Raw genomic sequence first — 21,919 nt, forward strand, 5'->3', positions numbered from 1 at the left:
TCGTCCAAGACACCCGGATGACACTCAGGTTCAAAGCACTCAGCGTTCACCTCTTCACCGCCACAGGCGCCGTTTTTGCCATGCTGGCCATGCTGGCCGCGGTCGATGAAAAATGGAGCCTCATGTATCTGTGGCTGGTGGTGTCCTTCATCGTGGATGGTATCGACGGACCGCTGGCACGCCATTACCACGTCAAACACAACGCGCCCGAATTTGACGGCGTACTGCTGGATCTGATCATCGACTATCTGACCTATGTGTTCATCCCGGCCTTCGCCTTGTTCAAATCCGGGCTGATGGACGGTTGGACCGGGTGGTTCGCAATCATCGTCATCACCTTCGCCAGCGCCATGTATTTCGCAGACACACGCATGAAAACCAAAGACAACTCGTTTTCGGGCTTCCCCGGCTGCTGGAACATGTTCGTCATCGTGATCTTCGCGCTCGAGCCCAATTTCTGGCTCATCCTGCTACTCGTATCGCTACTGTCGCTGGCCATGTTCCTACCGCTGAAATTCGTACACCCAGTCCGCACCGAACGCTGGCGCAACGTGACCCTACCGATGGCCTTTGCATGGACCTGTTTCGCCGGTTGGGCCGCCTGGGTGGATTTTCATCCCGAAAGCTGGGCCCATTGGGGGCTGGTCGTCACCAGCCTCTATCTGGTGTCAGCCGGGATCGCACAGCAGTTGATTCCACAGCGCAAGGGTTAGAGGACTTCCTCAACTTCGAACTCCGTGCCGTTATGGGTGAACACGTCCCCTTCCTTCAAACCGGTCATGGCCAGATAGATCGGGCTCTGGGTCGAAATCCCCATATAGGTCTTGCCGTCCACCTCAAACCGGGTGGTCGAAACACAGACCACGAACCGGCGGTTGTTGAATTTGACAACCGCACCGGGTTTGACCGTGTCGGTCACGCTGAAATCCGTGTTCTCGATCACATCGATCTTGGCATGGTGCGCGTGCACCGGCGCATCAAACGCCGCCGCCAGATCCGCATTCTCGCGCGAGGCTGCGATATCGTCCTTGTCATGCCCTTCACGATCATCCAGCTGCGAATCCTTCAAAAACGCATCATAGTGCGCCTGCGCTGTCGCAAGCTCCTGTTCTTCAAGCGACATAAGACGGTCGATAATTGCCTTCTTGCGGGCAGCCGGGTCTGTCAAAGCAGTCATGCCAATACGGTCCTTCGAATTCTCTGTTTGATACAAATTGGGCCGCAAACAGCGGGATTGCAACAGGTTTCCCGATATCAGATCAACAGCCCGGCCGCGCCTTCGTGCCGCAGCAAGGCGACCTTGGTCTCAACCCCACCATCGCCGGAAAAGCCGCCCAGACCATTGGCCGCCAATACCCGGTGGCAGGGAATAATCACCGGAATCGGGTTGCCGCCACAGGCCTGCCCCACCGGCTGCGCCGGACATCCCAATTGCCTTGCTATATCGCCATAGGTCACGGTTTCTCCCAGCGGGATCGCATACATCAGATCACAGACCTGTCTCTGAAACGCCGATCCCGCCACATGATACGGCAGATCAAAGTGCTGCAACCGCCCCTGATCATAGGCCTCCAATTGTGCCGCCGCTTCGCGCAACACAGGTGTCACCTCACCCTCATCAAGACCGTTCCAGATCAGACGCGTCACCGCGCCCCCGGTCTCTTCCACACCAAGGCGACCAAATCGCGTATCCACAGCAATCATGGGCATACCCGAATGCTGACCGCGTTTTGACAAAAGGCGCAACCCGAAATCGGATCGCGCCCTTGCTTCTTCTGTTCAAAAATACCTCGGAGCGCGAGGCAGAGCCTCGCAAAAATCTGCGACGCTACCCCAACGCTTCGTCACAGCGTCCGCAAACGCGCTCATGCCCATGACGGCCCACATCCGGCAGGATTTTCCAGCACCGCTGACATTTTGCCCCTTCGGCCTTCTCGAACACGACACCGACCCCTTCGATCTCGGGCGCGCGGAACGCCTCAGCCGGGGCCGGATCGCCGGTCACCGTCAGGCCCGAGGTGATGCACAGATCGTCGACGTCAAATGTGGCCAGAAGATCTCGGGTTTCGCTGTCCTCGACATAGACGATCGGAGCAGCTTCAAGGCTGGAGCCAATCACCTTGTCCTGCCGCTGCACCTCCAGCGCAGCCGTCACGGCACGGCGGACGCGGCGCACTTTGGCAACGGCTTCCTCCATCTTGTGATGACGCCAATGGGCAGGCGTATCCGGGAAATCCACCAGATGGACCGAGCTTTCATCGCCCGGGAACCGCTCCAGCCAGACCTCCTCCATGGTGAAGACCAAAATCGGGGCCAACCATGTGGTCAAGCGGTGGAACAGGATGTCCAGCACCGTGCGCGCCGCGCGGCGGCGCAGGCTATCGCCGTCGCAGTAGAGTGCGTCCTTGCGAACGTCGAAGTAGAACGACGACAGATCAACCGTGGCAAAGGTGAACACGGCGCTGAATACGCCCTGAAAATCGAACGCGGCATAGCCTTTGCGCACCTGTTCATCCAGATCGGCCAGACGGCTGAGGACCCAGCATTCCAGGCGCGGCATATCCTCGGGCGCAACGCGGTCGGCCTCGGTGAAGTCGGCCAGCGAGCCCAGCATGAACCGCATGGTGTTGCGCAGGCGGCGATAACTGTCGGCGGTGCCTTTCAGGATTTCCGGCCCGATCCGCTGGTCGGCGGTATAGTCTGTCTGCGCCACCCAGAGGCGCAGGATATCGGCACCGTATTGCTTGACGACCTCTTCCGGCACGATGGTGTTGCCCAGCGATTTGGACATCTTGTTGCCCTTGGCATCCAGCGTGAAGCCATGGGTCACCACGTTGCGATACGGCGCGCGTCCTTTGGTGCCGCAAGCCTGCAGCATGGACGAATGGAACCATCCGCGGTGCTGGTCGGTGCCCTCCATATACACGTCGGCGATCCCGTCCTCGGTCCCGTCCTCACGGTCGCGCAGAACGAATGCGTGGGTGGAGCCTGAGTCGAACCACACGTCCAGCACGTCGAACACCTGATCGTAATCGTCGGGGTTTACGATGCCGTCGAGGATCTTCTCTTTGAACCCGTCAGTGTACCAGATATCCGCGCCGTCCTTTTCGAACGCCGCCTTGATGCGCGCGTTCAACTCCTCATTGCGCAGCAGGTAATCCGCGTCGGTCGGCAGAGTCCCCTTCTTGGTGAAGCAGGTCAGCGGCACGCCCCAGGCGCGTTGACGCGACAGAACCCAGTCCGGGCGCGCTTCGATCATCGAATACAGGCGGTTACGACCGGTTTTCGGCGTCCACTTGACAAGCTCGTCGATGGACCGCAGGGCACGTTCGCGGATGGTGTCGCCCATCTCGCCCATGCCGTCATCCAGCTTGCGGTCAACGGACGCAAACCACTGCGGCGTATTGCGGTAGATGATCGGAGCCTTGGACCGCCACGAATGCGGATAGCTGTGCTTGATCTTGCCCCGCGCGAGCAGTCCGCCAACCTCGGCCAGCTTGTCGATGATCGCCTTGTTCGCGTCACCCTCGCCACCCTTGCGGGACAGGATGTATTTGCCGCCAAAGAACGGCAGATCGGCACGGAACGAGCCATCGTCCATCACGTTATAGGTGATGACCTGCTCCAACATGCCCAGATCGCGATAAAGCTCGAATTCCTCCATCCCGTGCGACGGCGCGCAGTGAACGAAGCCGGTACCCTCGGTGTCGGTCACGAAGTCGGCGGCACGGAAGTCGCGAAGGTTGTCCCATTCGCCATTGCCGCCCTCGGCACCGGCCAGCGGGTGAGTCAGCTGAATCTTGGCCAGATCCTCCTGCGTAACATCACACAGGCGGCGATACATCGAGTCGTCCAGTCGCGCCCGCGCAAACACATCCGCAGCACGGTCATCGGCCAACAAATAGCGTTCACCGATCCGTGCCCAGCACTCCTCGGGGCGGCCTGTCACTTCGTAGAGGCCGTAGGAAATACCCTCGCCATAGACCACAGCCTTGTTCGAGGGCATGGTCCACGGGGTGGTTGTCCAGATCACCACATAGGCGTTGTCCAGCGTCACATCGCCGGTGTTCACGACCTTGAACTTCACCCAAACGGTAAAGCTTTCCTTGTCGTGATACTCGACCTCGGCCTCGGCCAGAGCGGTCTTTTCAATAGGCGACCACATCACGGGCTTGGAGCCCTGATACAAAGTCCCGTTCATCAGGAACTTCATGAACTCATCCGCGATCACCGCCTCGGCGTGATAGTCCATGGTGATATAGGGATCGGGCCAGTTGCCGGTGATGCCCAAACGCTTGAATTCTTCGCGCTGGATATCGATCCAACCCTCAGCGAACTTGCGGCATTCCTGACGGAAATCGACGATGTTCACCTCGTCCTTGTTCTTGCCCTTCTTGCGATACTGCTCTTCGATCTTCCATTCGATCGGCAGGCCGTGGCAGTCCCAGCCGGGCACGTAACGCGCGTCATGGCCCATCATCTGATGCGACCGCACGATCATGTCCTTGATGGTTTTGTTCAGCGCGTGGCCGATATGCAGGTGGCCGTTCGCATAGGGCGGGCCGTCGTGCAGGGTAAACAGCGTGCGACCCTCTTTCTCGCGCAGGCGGTCATAGACGCCGATCTTTTCCCAGCGCTCCAGCCAGGCAGGCTCGCGCTTGGGCAGGCCCGCGCGCATGGGGAAATCGGTTTTGGGCAGGTTCAGCGTGTCTTTGTAGTCAGGCGTCTCGGCGCACATTTGGGGCGTCCTCAGGATGGTCTTGTCGTGTGGATCGAAGCGGTCAGTGCGATATCTCAAGCACCTTTGCCCGGCGTCTCGTGGTATCAGAGCGCCGGGGATATAATTCGAATAATGATGGCCAAACGATCATGCATGGCCGCGCTTATAAGACGGCCACGCCTAATGGTCCAGAGGTTCCGACCCTTGCGGCAAATGGCGCAGCTTGGCCCAGCGGTTGAGCCACGCGAGCCCCGCCAGCGCCAGCCCCAAGGCCAACAACGAGAACACCCGGATCAGCCCGCCCAGACCCGCGATATCGATCAGAAACACCTTGGCCACCGCCAGCCCGATCACAGCCAGCCCCGCCTTGCGCATCAGATCGGACCGGCGCGCCAGCGACTGGTAGAACAGCACGGCTCCGATGACCAAAAGGGTGAGAGTATATGAATAAAGTTCGGGCTGGGTGACGCCGTTGCCTTCGAACATGCCGCCCGCACCCTGCCAAACGTGCCGGATCGCCAGACCCAACCAGACAGCGGCCAGCGCTGCGGCGACTGCATAACTGATCCGCCGAAGCAATATCGGCATCGCACCGATGCGCCATGCCGAGAATCCGATGGCCAATGCGGGCAGTAGATAGGCCACCGCAAGCGTGTTCAAGACCGGCGGACCCAGCACCGGGTCGGTGAGCGGATCGATCAGCGGGTTCGCCTCGGACAGAGCCTGTGCCAGCCGGGCGATACCGTGTGCGGCGAAGAAGCCTGCCAGCAGATAGCGCGCATAATTCAGCTTGCCGCCGAGTTCGAACCGCTGAACCTGTGCATAGGCCAGCAGCAGCCAGATGACCGCCAAAAGGCCCAGACCCCAATGGCTGTACTTGGCCCCGCCTTCGCCGAACCCCTCTAGCCAGCGCAGCAGCAGCAGCGACAGCAGGATGCCCGCCGTCGCCCACGCAGCGCTTTCCAAGAGCAGCGCGGCGATGGGGCGGTTTAAGGGCTTTAGCAGCGCCCGGCCCGCAACAAAGCCAATCACGGCGGCGGCATAGACCAGCACCATTTCGGCCAGCGGGGCGTTATTGGCCCAACGGAGGCCGGGTTCGAGAACCAGCCGGACGGTTACGGTGAACACTCCTGCCCAGATGAACCAGCTCATTGGGGGCAGATCAAAGCGCCGGTCCAGTACCGCGGCCACGACGATCATCACAGTCAGGGCCACGGTCAGGGCCGCCGAACTGAGCACGATGATGCAGGCAAAGCTGAGACAGGACAGCGCTGACAACGTCGCCAGCGAGGGCCGCATTCGGTCGTCGCCATCAATCCGCGCAAACCGCTCGGCCAGAACCACCATCATCGCCCCAAGCGCCACGGCATGCAGCGCCCAAGGATAGGCCCCGATCACCTTTGCCGGATGCCAACCAACCTCAAGCGCGATGGCCATCAGCGGGGCGAACAGGGCCGAGGCCCCGGCCCAGACCACGCCGTAGCGCCCGCCGTCAAACGAACGCCATGCCGCCAGCGCAGAGATCAGCGCCCCTAACGCCACAAGCGACGTGGCGATCATGGGGAAATCCGCCTCGGTCGTTTCGGCGAAAGTGTCTGCGAAAGCGCGCACCGCCGCGCCATAGTCCAGACCGTGCACCAGCACGAACCAGATCAGGCCCAGCGCAGGCATCACCGTCACATCCTGCAGCGCCGGCGCGCCCTTGGCCCACAGGATCAGCGCCAGTATCAAACCCGCCAGCAACGCGACGCCCAGCCAGAACTCGCCTGTCGAATCCGCCCAGTGGATCGACAGGATCACCGAACTGGCCGCAACGGCTGCAAAGGCCAACCGGGTTGGGAATTCCGGCCACGGGTCGCCTTTCTTGCGCCGGATCATCTGCGTGATCGTCGGGCCGGAATGATCGGGCCAGATACGCCGGGTGGGGATCGCGATGGCGATCAACGCGAAAGCTGTGATGCAAGTCAGGTATCCGGGCTCGGTCAAGGGTGACGAAAGCACCAGCAGAAACGCTGCGCCGTAAGCTCCGACAAGGGTCAGGACGGAAATCCACGCCCAGCGCCGAACCGTGTCGATGCCCAGCCCCAACACCGCGATCACGAAGAAATAGCCATAAAGCCACGTCGGATCGTCCGAAGACCCACCCACGACAAACGGTGCCGCAAAAGCGCCGATCAGGCCCACCGCCGCCAAAAGCGGGCCATGGAACCAGCCCAGAACCAGTCCAAACAGGGCCACCAGAGCCATACCAATCAGAGCGGCTTCGGGGCTGATCAGGCCGTATAGCTGCCGCGCGGCCAGAATGGCCCCGAACAGGGTCACCAGCCCCGCGCCCGAGAAGACCGAGGGCAGATAGGCCGTGGCCGCGTCTTCGTCATCGCCAAAGCGGCGGCGCACGATCTCTCCGACAACGATCAGCGCCGCGCCAAATCCCAGCGCCGCAAGCACCCGAGCGGTCGGGGGCAGCAGCCCGTTTTCGACCCCGTATTGCACCAGAAATATCCCCGCCAGAGCCAGCGACAGCGCAGAGACCGCGTAAAACCAGTTTTCGCGCAGCCACGCGGCCAGCGCGGCAAACCGATCCTGGCGCAGAACGATGGCCGCCGGAGGCGCCGGATCATCATGTTGCAACGATGCCTCGGCTTGTTCTGGTTCGCCGGTCGCCGGAGGTTTGGCCGCAGCCCATGGCCCCGATTTGGGTTTGGTTTCGGACGGCACCGGCCTGGCAGGAGCTGCGGCCTGAACTGGCGTGTCGGGCAAGTGCTCCGCCAACTGCCGCTCAAGCTGTTCAACTCGTTTGCGCAGCCGCGACTGGCCGATCAACAGCACGACGATCAAGACAGGAATGGCCAGCACGATCAGGCCGACAAGGACAAGCAAGGATTCCAACCGAAGTCTCCGAACTATGGCCGACCAAATCTATCCCGCGCCGTGCCGGGTTAATAGTCAGGAAATCCAGATAGATATCTGATGTGGCTCGAACAGATCATAGGACGGCCCATTCCACCGTCTCAGACGTTAGAGGTCAGTTCTCATCTAAGGATGAAATAACGACCCGACCCAATAGGCGATGGCCGCCGCCACGCCTCCGATCAGGAGAGTCTCGATCCCCGACCGCCACCAGGGCGCCAGCGACCATCGGCTTTTCAGTGCGCCAATGGCGAAGAACACGCCCATCGTCATCCATGCAGAGAGCGCAAATGCGCCTTCGACAGACAGAAGGAAAGGCAACAGCGGCACCATCCCCGCGACAAGGAATGCAAAGAACGTGGCCATTGCGGCCTTCAGCGGGTGCGGATCAACGCTGCCCAAACCATATTCCCCTTCGATCATCAGGTTGATCCAGTTGTCATGATTTTCCGTTATCGCATCCGTCGCCTCGTCCAGCACCCGACCCGACAGACCTTTCTGAGATAATATTTCACGCACTTCGCGGCGCTCTCCGTCCGGGTAGAGGTCGATATGGCGTTCTTCGATGGCGCGAATCCGGTGGATATTATCCAGTTCGGCCTTGGTCCCCGAATAATTGCCCGCCGCCATCGAGAACCCGTCCGCCAGCACATTGGCCAGCCCCAGCGCAACGATGACAAACGGCGACAGTCCCGCCCCGGCTACTCCGGCGACAATGGCGAAGGTCGTGACCGAGCCGTCAATGCCCCCGTAGACCACATCCCGAAGGACCCCCCGCCCCGGAGGCGCATTGATCCGCGCGACGATTTCCTGCTGGCTGTGTCCGTGATCGGTCATGGCTGGCTCCGACCCTGTTATGCAGGACTCGGAATGTCTTGGCCTTGCGTCAGATCAAGTTTTGGAAAACAGCCCGACCAGGGCACGCTTGATGATGGCTCGGGTCGACGGCTTGTGGCGGTCGGAAAATGGCAGAGGGCGGCAAACTTCCATGGCGGCAACGCCGACACGGGCGCTGAGCGCGCCATTCACCAACCCCTCGCCAAACCGCCGCGACAGTTTGCTGAGGACCGAACCGCCCAGAACGGGCTCAAGCAGATCGTCACCGACCGCCACCGCGCCTGTGGCCACGAGATGCACGAACACGGCACGCGTCAGACGCCAGCTGCCCCAAAAGCCCGCTCGCCCCCCGTAAATCTCGGCAATACGCCGGATCATCCGCAGCGAGGCGGCGAGCGCGGTGAACACGTCCGCCAACGCCAGGGGAACCAACGCCGTCACAGTTGCGACCTGACGCGCGGCGGCCTCGACCTCGCGGCTGGCGGCGGCGTCAAGCGGGGCCAGCAATTCATCCTCGGTCAAAGTCAGCAGGCCGGAGGCATCAAACTGCTCGTCAATCCTTTCGGCCAGCCGGTCGCGGCCCCATCTGGTGTCGTCCCGACCTTTATAAAACGCGATCAGCCGGTTCACGACCGTACGGGCCTGCAACAGATCATCGGCGGCCAGCGCGGCATCCGCGGCCTGACGTATTCCATCGATCCGCGACAACCGCCCGATGGCGGCCAGTTCGCGCAACGCGATGATCAGAGCGACCAGAATCAACGCCGCAAACAAGCCCGTCAGCGCCCATCCCAGGAGCGGTGCCCGGAGCAGCAGACTATTCACGAAATCCCAAGCGGCGACCGAGACCACGGCACCGACCACAGCCGCCGTCAGCCCCCAGAACCACCGGGACAAGGCCGATGGTTTGTGCGCCGCCAACCGCGCAGCCGACTGCATGGCATTCCCCTGCGGCGCGACCGTGTCCGGCACCGGCGGGGCCTGCGCCACATCGGCAGCAGGTTCTTCGGCGTCAAGATCAATCAGAACCGGGCCTTTAACCATCTGCATTCCCTTTTCGGTTCCAGACATATTTGATGTCCGGAAGGTTCTCGTCATTGTCGGCCCCGTTGCCGCGCGCAACCTCGGCAAAGCCGTTGCGCTCGTAAAACCGCCGCGCGCCTTGATTGGCCTGAAAGGCAAACAGTGACAGATGGGCATGCCCAGCCTTGGCGTGATTCAGCAGGCGTTTCCCGATCCCCTGCCCGCGCGCTGATGCAGTCAGGTACAGCGAATGAATATCCGCCCCATTCAAAGCCAGGAACCCGACCACTCCGGCCTCGGTTTCGGCGACGGTGACCCAATCCAGATCGATCATCCTGCCGCAAAAGGCGATGGTTTCCGCACGCGAGTGAAGCTCGGGCATCCACTCCATCTCGCGGGCGAATCCATACAGGATTTCCCCGGTCGCACCGGCATCGGTGCTGCGGGCGGGGCGCAGGATCAAGGTCACAACCGGTCTCCGATCAGGAATTGCGCCGCGCGGTCCAGCCGGATATGCGGCGGGCCATCGCCCGGTCGCAAGGTCAGCTGTGCGGGGGCAAAATTCATGAACCCATAGTCCTGATCCAGCCAGCTGTCAGCGCCATCACGCGCGGGCCCCAGCAACCTGGAGGGATCTTCGGGCAACTCGCCGGGATAAAAAGCCGCCTGTTTGCCGCCCTGCACGGTGCCCCTTACACAGGGTAAATCCACGCCCTGATGGGTTCGCATCTCTTCGGTTGTTGCGCGCAATGCCGCCAGAGACAGCGCTGCGGTTTCGGCCCCGGCGAACTTTGCGCGATCGCGGGCATCGCGGGTCAGGGCCTCCATGATATGGGTCAGGCGGGCGTGCTGCTGGTGATGCAGGTGATCGGCCTTGGTGGCGGCAAACAGGATGCGCTCGACCCTTTTGCCCAGCAGCAACTGGCTGAGCCACGCGTTGCGCCCGGGTCGGAACGCCGACAGGATATCACCCATCGCACGGCGCATGTCCTCGACCGCCTGTGGCCCCTTGTGGATCGCGCCCAGCGCGTCGACCAGAACAACCTGCCGGTCGATCCGCGAGAAGTGATCGCGGAAAAACGGTTTGACGACCTGAGATTTGTAGGCCTCAAACCGCCGCGCCATCTCGCGATGCAGGCTGCGGCGGGGCGCGGCCCCATCCACCGGCAAAGGCGCGAAGGTCAGGACCGGAGAGCCCGCCAGATCCCCCGGCAACAGGAACCGACCGGGCGTGCAGTCATAGAACCCGGCTTCGCGGGCAGCATTCAGATAATCCGCGAACGCTTTGGCAAGGGCCTGCGCCTGCACCTCATCATGCGGCCCGCCCGGCTCGGTGTCTGTGACCTGAGCCAGAAAACCGGCCGCCTCGGCGCGGTCCGCGATGCGCGCCAGCGTCTCGGACGACCATTGCGCATAGGATTTGTCCAACAGGGCCAGATCAAGCAGCCATTCGCCGGGGTAATCGACGATATCCAGATGCACCGTGCGCGGGCCTTGCAGACCGGACAACAACCCTGAAGGGCGCGCCTTGAAGGACAGGCGCAGTTCGGACACGGCGCGGGTGCTGTCGGGCCAGTGGGGTTGCGCGCCTGTCAGAGCGGACAGGTGGTTTTCATAGTCAAACCGGGGCACGGTATCGTCGGGCTGCGGTTGCAGATACGCCGCGCTGATGCGCCCTTCTTGCTGCGCGACCAATCCCGGCATCCGCCCCCGATCCAGCAGGTTCGCAACCAGCGACGTGATGAACACCGTTTTGCCCGATCGCGCCAGACCGGTGACCCCCAGCCGGATCACCGGCTCGAACAAGGCGCCGGATACGCTGTCGCCTACGGATTCGAACCCGCGCACAAGACTGTCTGCCAGCGATGAAATGACCAAACTGTCGTCCCGCTTTTATTGTTTCGCTCAAGATAGGTAGCCGCCTCGCGACATACCAGCGCTTTCCCGCTCTTGCCCGTTCGGGCGCAGCGCGGTACCAGCGGCTCATGCCAAGATACGCGCTGAAAGTCGAATACCAAGGAGAGCCGTTTGCCGGGTGGCAAAGGCAGAAGGATCAGCCCTCGGTTCAGGGGGCGATTGAACAGGCGCTTTCATGCATTCAGCCCGGAGATCACACGATTGCCGCCGCCGGTCGCACAGATGCGGGCGTTCATGCGCTGGGACAGGTCGCCCATTGTGATCTGATCAAGGATTGGGACCCGTTTCGCCTGTCCGAGGCGCTGAACTATCACCTCAAACCGCAGCCCGTCGCCATCGTGACCGCAGCGCGGGTGGACGAAGATTGGCACGCGCGCTTTTCCGCAATCGAGCGGCAGTATCTTTTCCGCATCCTGATGCGCCGCGCGCCTGCGACCCATGATGCGGGGCAGGTCTGGCAGATCAATCACCAGTTGGACGTACCAGCCATGCAAGCCGGAGCGGACATGCTGATCGGACGGCATGACTTTACCACATTCCGATCCTCGATCTGTCAGGCCGCCAGCCCGATCAAAACGCTGGATGAATTGCGCGTTGAGCAGGTGCAGGGGTTTTCAGGGCCCGAGGTTCATTTCCATGTCCGCGCAAGGTCTTTCCTGCACAATCAGGTGCGCAGCTTTGTTGGCACGCTGGAACGTGTCGGCGCCGGGGCTTGGACGCCCGAGGATGTGCGGGATGCGTTGGAGGCGACGAACCGGGCCGCCTGCGGGCCGGTCTGTCCGCCGCAGGGGTTGTATCTGGCGCGGGTCGGCTATCCTCAGCCGGTTTTCGATTAGATCGCGCGCAGCAGCAGACCGCCGGCGATAACGGCAATCAGCAAACCCGCGACCAGCTCGATGGTCGGGGCCAACACCTGCGCGAACCGGGTGGCCGAGGCCGAGGCCAATAGCCCCCCGCGCAAGCCAAAAGAGGTCCAGCCGACCAGCGTGGTCACGGTGGCTGTACCCAATGCCATCGCAAAGGTTCCTGCCACCCCGACTATGGCGATGCCCATCTGCCAGGTCAGGATCAGCACGAACAGGGCCCCCGTACAGGGGCGCGCGGCGATCCCGGCAATCAGCACCAACGCCTCGCGCAGGCTGCCGACATTGGCCACTTCGTCCGGCGTCGGGCCATGCTTGTGGCCGCAATCGGAACAGACCTCGCCGTGATGGTGGTGATGATCATGATGCGCGTTCGAGCGATGCCGCCTTGCGAAACTGCGCAGGGCCCGCACCACCAGCCACAAGCCGATCACCGCAATCGCCCCGTAGCTTATGGGTGCCATCACCTGTTCGGTCGCGCCCACAAGGCTTTCACGTGACATCTGAAAGATCAGAACGCCCGCATAGACCAGAACGATCGCCGTTACCGCCTGCCCCAGACTGGACAGAACGCTGATCGCCGACAAGCGCCAGAAGGCGACGCGGCGGCCCAGCCCGTACCCTCCGATCAACACCTTGCCATGACCGGGGCCGATGGCGTGAAAGAAACCATAGGCGAAACAGACGGTCAGCAGGGTTGCCACGGCCTCGGGCTGTTCGGCGCGGGCGGCGCGCAGGGATCGGGCGATCTGGTTCTGGAACTCACGCTGCTCGCCAGCTGCCCATGCGGCCAGTTGGTCGAACCCGCCGCTGCCCCAGAACCACAGCAGCAACGCGATGGCCAGCGCGACGGGAACGATCAGGTATTTGGACATGAAACGCGAATCTCGGTGGCAAAATTTTCGCCGACCAGCGGAATGTCATTTTCCTCAAGGTCGTAATCCGCATCCAACGTGCGCAAGAAGGCCTGCATCTGCGCCAACTGGCCGTCGATATCCGCCTCGATCTGTTCGATCAGGCAGGAAGATGGCCCGGATACAGTGACCGGGCGGGTCACGTCATAGGCGGTGTAGTATGTCTCATCAAACGCCTTGGCGGTCAGCGCATCAGCCGGAACGCCACCCCCGTCCACCGCGCGCAGATGGGTTGTGACGATGCGCCCATCCTCGGTCGTGGCCCGTGCGTCCATGGGGCCGGACAAGGCCACAGCCTGACCATCCGCCCAGACGACCAGATCCCCGTTATAGCCTTCAACCCATTGCGCATCGAAGCCGGACAGGAACGCTTCTTCGCTGTCGCTCAGAACGCCGTCGCCGTCCTGATCCAGCCGCATGTCTTCCAGCTGGAGCAACGAAAAGAACTCATCGTAAGCCCAGGTGACGCGCACATGGGTCAGATGGCCCGCATCATCGACAATGAACTCAAGTCCCGTGTCGATGAAGACATGCGGATGAGCCATGGCCGGAATCGGCAGGCAACAGGTGAGTGGGATGACAAGCCAGCGCATGAGCGCAAGATAGGATGCCGGTCCCCGTCCGACAATGCGGTTTCACATAAACGCGCAGAAACCGGCCCATCAGGTCATCCCGGCGGAAACAGAACCAGCGTTTGCAGGGCAGTGCCGACGGGACCTTCGGTGTCATAAAGCACCGATTGAGACATCCCGATCCCCGACGGTTGCCAATGACAGATGGACTCCGAGGCCAGCCAGTCCGAGACCGGTTCGCGATGCACCTGAACGGTCAGGTCGGTGTTCATGAACCCCATCTCGGTCGTGGGTGCGTTCCAGGAAATCCCGTTGCCGCAATCGGCCAGCGGGCACAGGGCCTGAATCGGCGACTGTTCTTCCCCCTCCAGCAAAGGAGGTGTGCGCATCCAAACGGTCTTGGGGCCCGCCCCCTGATTGCCACCCGCCGGGTAAAGGATTTCGGAATGATCCGCGAAACCGGGCAGATCATGGCGCGTTTCGCCGATCGGGAACGGGCCCGTGACGGTGTTTCCCAACTCGGGCGGCTGCAGCGTCACATTCGGGACAGCACCTAGGTTTCGGCGCACCATATGCATCGTGGTCGCTGTGGCGCAAAGCGTGTCGTCCAGATCGTGCACAGTCACCCGTGTGGTCGCCAGTGTCTTGGTGTGGCGCGTGGTTTCCGCCGCGACCCGTAACCCGGACAAAGGCAACGGCCGCAGCAGATCAACCGTCAGACGCGTCAGCATCTTTTCAGGCCCCACCTCGGTCTCGGCCGCGCGCACGATCAACCCGCTGACCGGCCCGGCATGACAATGATCGGCAGACCATGGTCCGCGCGCGGGGTCATTGCCGATAAACGCCCCGTCGGCGCGGAGGTGAAAGTAGCACTGCCGGTCAAGGTCGGGTTTCAGGACCATTGCGTTTCTCAGACCTTTTCCTGCGTGTGTTTTTTCAGCTCAGCCCGCGCAACCTGACGGCGGTGCACCGCATCAGGACCATCGGCCAGGCGCAGGGTCCGCACATGGGTCCAAGCCGCAGCCAAAGGCGTATCCTGACTGATCCCCTGCCCGCCATACATCTGAACAGCTTCATCAATCACCTTCAGCGCGACCTTGGGGGCCACGACCTTGATCTGGCTGATCCACGGGGCTGCAGCGCGCGCGTCACCCTGATCCATGTACCACGCCGCCTTGAGACATAACAGCCGCGCCATTTCGATCTCCATCCGGCATTCGGCGATGATGTCGTAATTCGCCCCGAGCTGCGCCAGCTTCTTGCCAAATGCTTCGCGCTGAAGCGACCGTTTACACATCCGCTCCAACGCGATCTCGGCCTGTCCGATGGCGCGCATGCAGTGGTGGATGCGACCCGGGCCAAGACGTCCCTGAGCAATCTCGAACCCGCGCCCTTCACCCAGCAGGATGTTCTCGGCGGGCACCCGGACATTTGTGAACCGGATATGCATGTGCCCGTGTGGTGCGTCGTCGTGGCCATAGACCTCCATCGGGCGCAGGATATCGATGCCGGGCGCGTCTGCCGGAACCACGATCATCGATTGCCTTTTGTGCTTGGGCTGATCCTCTCCCGCGGTCTTGACCATGACGATGTAGACCTTGCATCGCGGATCACCTGCGCCAGACGACCACCATTTCTCGCCGTTGAGCACATATTCGTCGCCGTCCCGCACACAGGACATGGCGATATTTGTGGCATCTGACGAAGCCACATCGGGTTCGGTCATCAAGTAAGCCGAACGAATCTGACCTTCGAGCAACGGTTTCAACCATTGCTCTTTCATCTTCTCAGAGCCGTAGCGCTCAAAGACTTCCATGTTCCCGGTATCCGGTGCCGAGCAGTTGAACACTTCGGCACCCAGAGGCGTCTTGCCCATCTCTTCGGCGAAATAGGCGTATTCAACCGTGGTCAGGCCAAAGCCCTTGTCACTGTCGGTCAACCAGAAATTCCACAGGCCGGCCGTTTTGGCACGGGCCTTTAGCCCCTCCAGTATCTCGGCTTGCCGGTCAGTGTATTGCCAGCGGTCACCGGTGTTGATCTCGGCCTGATATTCGTCTTCCAGAGGCATGATCTCATCCCGGATCATGTTGGCCACCCGTTGCAGCAAGGCCCGGTTTTCATCCCGCAGGCCGAATGACATGTTCATGAAATTTCCTCCTTCGGCCCGGCAGGCGGGCTTTACGTTTGGTCCGAGAATGACTTAGCTGCCGACAGGATGTCCAGTTGGATGACGGTACGTCACCATGAACAAAATTGACATAAAGGGAACCCGAACATGGCGTTGTTGATTGAAAGCGGCTTGTCAGACTGGATCGGCGATGACCAGATCGCCCGCGACATTCGCAATATGGCCCCCGGGATCGATATCCGCACGCCGGATGCCATGGGTGATGCCAGCCAGATCACCATGGTTGCGGTGGTGGCTCTGCAAGACGATCATCCCAGGCGCCTGCCCAATCTGAAATTGGTGCAAAAGCTGGGTGCAGGGGTTGAAACCATTGTCGGCAATCCGAACCTGCCGGACCACGTCCGCATCGCGCGTCTGAAACCGGACGCGCCCGCGCAAGGCATTGCCGAGTGGTTTGTCGCCTACATCCTGCGCCACCAAAGGCATATGGCACGATACGAAGCCGCGCAGCGCCGGGCTGAGTGGCAGCCCATAGCGCCAGGGTATTCTCCGGATACGGTTGTGGGTGTTCTGGGGTTGGGCCATATCGGCGCGCGCAGTGCACGGATGCTGCGGGCTGTCGGGTTTCAGGTCATGGGCTGGAGCCGGTCACCCAAACAGATCGAAGGCGTCACCTGTCTGCACGGCGCGGACACCCTGCCGGATTTGCTGGGCCAATGCGATCATGTCTGCGCCATCCTGCCCTCGACCCCGCAGACCATCGGGTTGTTTGGCGCCGAAATGCTGGCGGCCATGAAGCCGGGCAGTCAGTTGCTGAACGCAGGTCGTGGAGACCTGATTGACGAAACCGCCCTGACAGCCGCACTTGACGCGGGCGCGCCCGGTCACGCCGTTCTAGATGTGACCCGGACCGAGCCTTTGCCATCGAACAGCCCGCTTTGGACCAATCCCGGTGTGACGATCACACCGCATGTCTCAGGCTGGCATCTGGGCGACGCACTGGCGGATGTGGCCGCGAATTACCAAAGACTGACGGCGGGCGAACCGTTGCTGCACGAGGTCGATCGCGCGCGCGGCTATTAACTTCAGGTCAGGGGGTCAAAACCCATTTGCCCGACGCGTCCTTGCACCTTTGGGTTCTGACCTCGCGCGTCTGTTCTGAGCCACCCGGTTGAACCACGTGCTGCAGGATGACGCAATTGTCGCGGACATCCTGTACGCGAATGGTGCCTTTGGAACCGGACGCCTCGCTGGACCAGCCCTGCTCGGCCCCGACCTTCGGCGTGCCGCTTGCCAGCATCCCGTCTGCGGTGGCGCTGACCACTTCGAAATCAGCAGGGCTCAGCCCCATTTCCGCGATAATCCTGGACAACGGTTTGGCCAGCGCGGCCGTCCCGATGCCGAGAATTGCAGCCAGTGCCAATAGGGCGGAAATCCGGGCTTTCATGATCGCCTCGCCTTTCTGAAAGAGATTTGCATTCAAGACTATACCGGCAGTGCACAAGGGCCAACCCCTGACCGGGTCACCTTCAAATTATCCCGAACAAACCTATTGCGACTCTGACCCTAGGACAGGTGTTCCAATGCCCTCATAGTGCTGGCAACTTGAAGCAGAGGCAGATGATGGCAACTCCCAGTTACTACGCCCCGTCAGGCGGTCACCCCGGTCAGGAACAGCTTTTGACCGACCGCGCGATGTTCACCGACGCCTATGCGGTGATCCCCAAGGGCACAATGCGCGACATCGTCACCAGCTATCTGCCCTTTTGGGAGAACACGCGCCTTTGGGTGCTCTCGCGCCCGCTCAGCGGCTTTGCCGAAACGTTTTCGCAATACATCATGGAGGTACAACCCGGCGGCGGGAGCGACCGGCCGGAAACAGATGCGCGCGCACAGGCCGTGCTGTTCGTGGTCGAAGGAGCGGTGACGCTGACGCTGGACGGTGCGGTTCATGTTCTTGAGACCGGCGGCTATGCCTATCTTCCGCCGGGCGCGGAATGGACCCTGCACAATCGGGGGACCCAGACCGCGCGGTTTCACTGGATCCGTAAAGCCTACGAGGCCGTCCCCGGCCTGCCCGCGCCCGATCCCATCATCACCAACGAACGAGATGTCCAACCGATTGAAATGCCCGATACTCAGGGTCGCTGGGCCACCACCCGGTTCGCGGATCCACAGGACCTGCGGCACGACATGCATGTCAACATCGTGACATTTGAACCGGGTGGGGTGATTCCCTTTGCCGAGACCCATGTGATGGAACACGGGCTCTATGTGCTGGAAGGCAAGGCCGTTTATCGCCTGAATCAGGATTGGGTAGAGGTTGAAGCCGGCGATTACATGTGGCTGCGCGCATTCTGCCCGCAGGCGTGTTATGCGGGCGGTCCGGGGCGTTTCCGCTATCTGCTATACAAGGATGTGAACCGGCACATGCCGCTGTCACTGGCCCATAGATAGGCCCCTTGACCGGCAGGGGTTCACATGAGCCCGGGAATCTGTTGAAATAACAGCAGTTTTAGCATCGGAGATTGTGATGGTACTGCGCGGAGCATTTGTGGCATTGGCAGCTGTAATCGGAACATTGGCGTTTGATGCCACGCCGGTAGCGGCCAAGGAAGAAACCAAATCGGTTTTCGTCATGAGTCGCACCTGGGCGGTGACGCAGGTCTCGGACGCGCCGGTCATCTACAGGGCCACACGCGACAACAACAATCTCAACCCGTTTGGCCCGCCGCCCCGTTTGCGCACCGTTCAGGCGATTGCCGCGATTCAGGAAGCGACCGGGTGCAAGCCGATTGTCTCAAGTATGTATCAGAACATCTCGGGGCAGTTTTTTTCTCAGGTCAGCTGCAACTGACCCCTGACTGAAAGCAGCATTGAGGTCCGACCGACCCGCTGCCATAGCGTGCTTATGAAACTTGCAATCAACGGATTCGGCCGGATTGGCCGCACGATTCTGCGGCAGCTGATGGCCCTGCCGCAGAACAGCGATGTCGAACTGGTACTGATCAACGACATCGCGCCGCTGGACACCTGTGCCTATCTGTTCAAATACGATAGCACCTTTGGCCCCTATCCCGGCGGTGTGGAACAAGGCCCGGCCCATCTGCGGGTAGATGGGCGTTCTATCCCGATGACCCACAGTCCGGACCTGAGCAAGGTGGATTTGTCAGGCGTAGATGTGCTGATGGATTGTACCGGTGTTGCCCGGACCTCGGATGTGGCCCGACAGGGATTGGTTGCCGGGGCCGCAAAGGTCCTGATCTCGGGCCCGTCGCCTGCGACTGAAGTCACGATTGTCCTTGGCGCGAACGAGGATCAGCTGGGCGATGCGCGGGTTGTTTCCAATGCATCATGCACCACAAACGGGCTGGCACCGCTGGTCAAGGTGCTGGACGGTTTAGGGGGGGTCGCGTCCGGTCATATGACGACGATCCATTGTTACACCAACAGCCAGCCTATGGTGGATGCGCCGCGCGGCGATCTGGCCCGGTCGCGGGCCGGTGCGTTGTCGATGGTGCCCACAACCACCAGCGCCATGCATCTGATTGATGAGGTTCTGCCCCATCTGGCGGGCCGGATTTCCGGCGCGGCGGTTCGGGTTCCGACCGCCAGCGTCTCAGCGGTTGATTTGATCGTGACGCTGGAGCGCGGGATGTCAGGTGCAGCATTTGATGCGGCCTTGCGCGACGCGGTCGACAGATCGCCGGTTCTGGGCTGGACAGATGAACCTCTGGTCTCAAGCGATCTGCGCACGCGGCCGGAATCGCTGGTGATTGCCGCCCCCGAGACCCGTCAGATCGGAAAGCATCAGGTGCGGGTTTTTGGCTGGTACGACAATGAATGGGGATTCTCGGCCCGGATGCTGGATGTCGCCCGCCTTATGGCGGCCAGCTAAGGCACACCGGATAGTCCAACCCCTAAGCGAGAGACAATTTCGAACGGGGCGTCGAACCAGAACTCCTCTAGGTTCGCGCCTGCGCCGATCCGGTCAACAACGGCAAACAGGCCCGGACCATGCAAAGGTGTCAGAACACCATGCCAGGTTCCGCGATGGAAGTTTATCGCCTGACCCGGCGAGGTTACGAATGCCTGCGGCTGCCCGGGTTTCCCGTTTTCGTCAGGTGCAGCGATCACCAGAAAGGGCTGATGGGTCATGGGAATGAACGCCTGACTGCCCAGCGGATGGCGCTCGACCATGTCCAGCTTATACGGCAACAATCGCGGATTTGCATTGAACAGGCTGATCCCGGCTCGGCCATCCGAAAACTCCATCTGCGCCAGATCGTGAAAACGCCCGCATTGGCCCTGATTGATGATCTTGTCCGGTTGCCCCGTGATCTCGATCACGTCTCCGAACAGGGCAAAGGCATCCGACGTCAGCGGAGCGGTCGCGATTTGTTTCATGACGGCAGCACATCTTGCAGACGAAACGCGGCAATGCGTTCGACCTGACGGCACGCCTCGGCGAACTCGGTGTCGCGGTCTTGCTCAATCCGCCGCTCGAACGCCTGCAGGATCGAGGCCTTGTCGTGATCCCGGACCGCTATGATGAAGGGAAATCCGAATTTCTGAGTGTAGCGCGTGTTCAGATCGGTGAAGGCCGCGCGCTCCGCGTCTGTCAACGCGTCCAACCCCGCGGATGCCTGCTCGGCGGTGCTCTCCTGCGTCAGCCGCCTGGCTTGCGCCAGCTTGCCTGCCAGATCGGGGTGCGCGGTCAAAACGCCCAGCCGCTCAGTCTCCGAGGCCGAACGGAACACGCGGGTCAACGCATTGTGCAGACCGCCCGCCGTGTCATGGGCCGGACCCAGTTCCAGCGCAAATGCACGTTCGGCGATCCAGGCTGAGTGTTCGAAAACACCGCCATAGGCAGCGACAAAGGTATCACGCTGCATACCGGATGGCTTTTCGCGTGCCACCGGCGGATGCAATGCCGCCCAATGCTGCGCGATTTGCAGGCGGGTGGCAAACCACACATCCGAGTAACCGCGCGCATAATCCAGAAACCGTTTCAGGGCCATCACCCGCCCGGGCCGCCCGATCAGACGGCAATGCAGACCGATCGACAACATCTTGGGGGCACCCGCCTCACCCTCGGCATAAAGCGCGTCGAAGCTATCCTTGAGATAGGTGTAATACTGGTCGCCCGCGTTGAAACCCTGCGGAGTGGCAAAACGCATGTCGTTGCAATCCAGCGTATAGGGCACGATCAACTGATCTCGCCCGGCGATGTTCATCCAGTAGGGCAGATCGTCCGCATAGGTGTCGGCCACATAGTCAAAACCGCCCTCTTCAGCAACAAGACGCACGGTGTTTTCCGAGCAGCGCCCCGTATACCAGCCGAGCGGGCGGTCACCGACAACCTCGGTATGCAGTCGAATGGCCTCGGCGATCTGCGCACGTTCTTGGTCTTCAGGCATATCCTTGTGCTCGATCCATTTCAGACCGTGACTGGCAATCTCCCACCCTGCCGATGTCATCGCCGCGACCTGATCGGGCGAGCGTGCCAACGCCGTCGCGACCCCGTAAACCGTGATCGGCAGGTCTTGCATCAACCGGTGCAGCCGCCAGAACCCGGCCCGCGCGCCGTATTCGTAGATCGATTCCATGTTCCAATGGCGTTGCCCCGGCCATGGCACCGCACCGACGGTTTCGGACAAAAAGGCCTCTGAGGCGGCGTCGCCATGCAGCACGCAGTTTTCGCCGCCCTCTTCGTAGTTGAGCACGATCTGAACAGCCAGCCGGGCCCCGTTTGGCCACTGTGCATCCGGTGGATTGGCACCATAGCCGATCATGTCGCGGGGATAGCGAGGGGGAGTCATCTTATCAGTCATCCTGGCCAGTTCGTTTTACTAGCCTTAACCCAGAAACAGAGGCGGGATTATCAAATCAATCCGAACACTGTTTCCAACTGTTTCGGCATTCCCAATGCTTCCGGGTTTGTCACAGACTGTGTCAAACAAAAAAGACAAGGCGACGTGCCCGCCCGGCGCGGTCAGGACCTGTTTCACGCGACATACAATCAGGAGGTTTTC

General features: G+C 61.3%; 21 protein-coding genes. 6 read left to right on the forward strand and 15 right to left on the reverse strand.

Annotated elements, in window-relative coordinates; genetic code table 11:
- Positions 1–17: 17 nt before the first annotated feature.
- On the forward strand, positions 18–713 hold the full coding sequence (locus ACR0K4_RS08055) for a CDP-alcohol phosphatidyltransferase family protein (protein ID WP_480517643.1): 696 nt from the start codon (positions 18–20) through the stop codon (positions 711–713).
- On the opposite strand, the gene ACR0K4_RS08060 is transcribed toward ACR0K4_RS08055, so the two are convergent.
- From ACR0K4_RS08060 to ACR0K4_RS08095, 8 genes are all read right to left on the reverse strand, one after another.
- Positions 710–1,177: a hypothetical protein gene (locus ACR0K4_RS08060; RefSeq protein WP_480853532.1), complete on the reverse strand. Its 468-nt coding sequence runs from the start codon at positions 1,175–1,177 to the stop codon at positions 710–712. The two genes, ACR0K4_RS08055 and ACR0K4_RS08060, sit on opposite strands and share 4 nt — an antisense overlap.
- Positions 1,178–1,254: 77 nt before the next feature.
- A complete protein-coding gene (locus tag ACR0K4_RS08065) occupies positions 1,255–1,710 on the reverse strand; it encodes a methylated-DNA--[protein]-cysteine S-methyltransferase (protein ID WP_480853533.1) in 456 nt (151 codons plus the stop codon).
- 118 nt (positions 1,711–1,828) lie between these two features.
- Entirely contained in the window at positions 1,829–4,738 is a 2,910-nt protein-coding gene (gene ileS, locus ACR0K4_RS08070; protein WP_480853534.1) for an isoleucine--tRNA ligase, read from the reverse strand.
- A 162-nt stretch (positions 4,739–4,900) separates the two neighbouring features.
- Positions 4,901–7,609, reverse strand: coding sequence for a DUF2339 domain-containing protein (locus tag ACR0K4_RS08075; protein WP_480853535.1), 2,709 nt, complete (start codon positions 7,607–7,609; stop codon positions 4,901–4,903).
- A 147-nt stretch (positions 7,610–7,756) separates the two neighbouring features.
- Entirely contained in the window at positions 7,757–8,467 is a 711-nt protein-coding gene (locus tag ACR0K4_RS08080; protein WP_480517633.1) for a VIT1/CCC1 transporter family protein, read from the reverse strand.
- A 54-nt stretch (positions 8,468–8,521) separates the two neighbouring features.
- Positions 8,522–9,511 (reverse strand): YcjF family protein, encoded by a 990-nt coding sequence (locus ACR0K4_RS08085; RefSeq protein ID WP_480853680.1) that lies wholly within the window; start codon positions 9,509–9,511, stop codon positions 8,522–8,524.
- Entirely contained in the window at positions 9,504–9,959 is a 456-nt protein-coding gene (locus ACR0K4_RS08090; RefSeq protein WP_480853536.1) for an N-acetyltransferase family protein, read from the reverse strand. The genes ACR0K4_RS08085 and ACR0K4_RS08090 overlap by 8 nt, the downstream gene beginning before the upstream one ends.
- Positions 9,956–11,368 carry a YcjX family GTP-binding protein gene (locus ACR0K4_RS08095; protein WP_480853538.1) on the reverse strand — a complete coding sequence of 471 codons (1,413 nt, stop codon included), beginning with the start codon at positions 11,366–11,368 and terminating at the stop codon, positions 9,956–9,958. Before ACR0K4_RS08095 ends, ACR0K4_RS08090 begins: the two co-directional genes overlap by 4 nt.
- A 107-nt stretch (positions 11,369–11,475) precedes the next feature.
- Here ACR0K4_RS08095 and truA point away from each other — a divergent pair, with 107 nt between their 5' ends.
- The gene (truA, locus tag ACR0K4_RS08100) at positions 11,476–12,243 is read left to right on the forward strand and encodes a tRNA pseudouridine(38-40) synthase TruA (protein ID WP_480853539.1); all 768 of its coding nucleotides are present in this window, start codon (positions 11,476–11,478) and stop codon (positions 12,241–12,243) included.
- Here the strand turns inward: truA and ACR0K4_RS08105 are convergent.
- The 4 genes from ACR0K4_RS08105 to ACR0K4_RS08120 all read right to left on the reverse strand — a co-directional run bounded on the left by ACR0K4_RS08105 (position 12,240) and on the right by ACR0K4_RS08120 (position 15,902).
- Positions 12,240–13,145 (reverse strand): nickel/cobalt transporter, encoded by a 906-nt coding sequence (locus ACR0K4_RS08105; protein ID WP_480853540.1) that lies wholly within the window; start codon positions 13,143–13,145, stop codon positions 12,240–12,242. The two genes, truA and ACR0K4_RS08105, sit on opposite strands and share 4 nt — an antisense overlap.
- Complete coding sequence (locus tag ACR0K4_RS08110; protein ID WP_480853541.1) at positions 13,130–13,729, reverse strand: DUF1007 family protein; 600 nt, start codon at positions 13,727–13,729, stop codon at positions 13,130–13,132. Before ACR0K4_RS08110 ends, ACR0K4_RS08105 begins: the two co-directional genes overlap by 16 nt.
- Before the next feature lie 122 nt (positions 13,730–13,851).
- Complete coding sequence (locus ACR0K4_RS08115) at positions 13,852–14,658, reverse strand: thioesterase family protein (RefSeq protein WP_480853542.1); 807 nt, start codon at positions 14,656–14,658, stop codon at positions 13,852–13,854.
- An 8-nt stretch (positions 14,659–14,666) separates the two neighbouring features.
- Positions 14,667–15,902, reverse strand: a complete 1,236-nt coding sequence (locus tag ACR0K4_RS08120; protein WP_480853543.1) for an acyl-CoA dehydrogenase family protein — start codon at positions 15,900–15,902, stop codon at positions 14,667–14,669.
- A gap of 129 nt (positions 15,903–16,031) precedes the next feature.
- Here ACR0K4_RS08120 and ACR0K4_RS08125 point away from each other — a divergent pair, with 129 nt between their 5' ends.
- Positions 16,032–16,967: a 2-hydroxyacid dehydrogenase gene (locus ACR0K4_RS08125; protein WP_480853544.1), complete on the forward strand. Its 936-nt coding sequence runs from the start codon at positions 16,032–16,034 to the stop codon at positions 16,965–16,967.
- Positions 16,968–16,974: 7 nt separating this feature from the next.
- Here ACR0K4_RS08125 and ACR0K4_RS08130 read toward each other — a convergent pair whose 3' ends face one another.
- Positions 16,975–17,331, reverse strand: a complete 357-nt coding sequence (locus tag ACR0K4_RS08130) for a hypothetical protein (protein WP_480853545.1) — start codon at positions 17,329–17,331, stop codon at positions 16,975–16,977.
- 176 nt (positions 17,332–17,507) lie between these two features.
- Here ACR0K4_RS08130 and ACR0K4_RS08135 point away from each other — a divergent pair, with 176 nt between their 5' ends.
- From ACR0K4_RS08135 to ACR0K4_RS08145, 3 genes are all read left to right on the forward strand, one after another.
- Complete coding sequence (locus tag ACR0K4_RS08135; protein ID WP_480853681.1) at positions 17,508–18,341, forward strand: bifunctional allantoicase/(S)-ureidoglycine aminohydrolase; 834 nt, start codon at positions 17,508–17,510, stop codon at positions 18,339–18,341.
- A gap of 76 nt (positions 18,342–18,417) precedes the next feature.
- Positions 18,418–18,741 carry a hypothetical protein gene (locus ACR0K4_RS08140; RefSeq protein WP_480517613.1) on the forward strand — a complete coding sequence of 108 codons (324 nt, stop codon included), beginning with the start codon at positions 18,418–18,420 and terminating at the stop codon, positions 18,739–18,741.
- Positions 18,742–18,795: 54 nt separating this feature from the next.
- A complete protein-coding gene (locus tag ACR0K4_RS08145; protein WP_480853547.1) occupies positions 18,796–19,782 on the forward strand; it encodes a type I glyceraldehyde-3-phosphate dehydrogenase in 987 nt (328 codons plus the stop codon).
- On the opposite strand, the gene ACR0K4_RS08150 is transcribed toward ACR0K4_RS08145, so the two are convergent.
- Both ACR0K4_RS08150 and puuE read right to left on the reverse strand, forming a co-directional pair.
- A complete protein-coding gene (locus ACR0K4_RS08150; protein ID WP_480853548.1) occupies positions 19,779–20,291 on the reverse strand; it encodes an ureidoglycolate lyase in 513 nt (170 codons plus the stop codon). The two genes, ACR0K4_RS08145 and ACR0K4_RS08150, sit on opposite strands and share 4 nt — an antisense overlap.
- On the reverse strand, positions 20,288–21,706 hold the full coding sequence (gene puuE, locus ACR0K4_RS08155; RefSeq protein ID WP_480853549.1) for an allantoinase PuuE: 1,419 nt from the start codon (positions 21,704–21,706) through the stop codon (positions 20,288–20,290). The genes ACR0K4_RS08150 and puuE overlap by 4 nt, the downstream gene beginning before the upstream one ends.
- Positions 21,707–21,919: the final 213 nt, after the last annotated feature.

Source organism: Ruegeria sp. K11 (genome assembly GCF_056531905.1).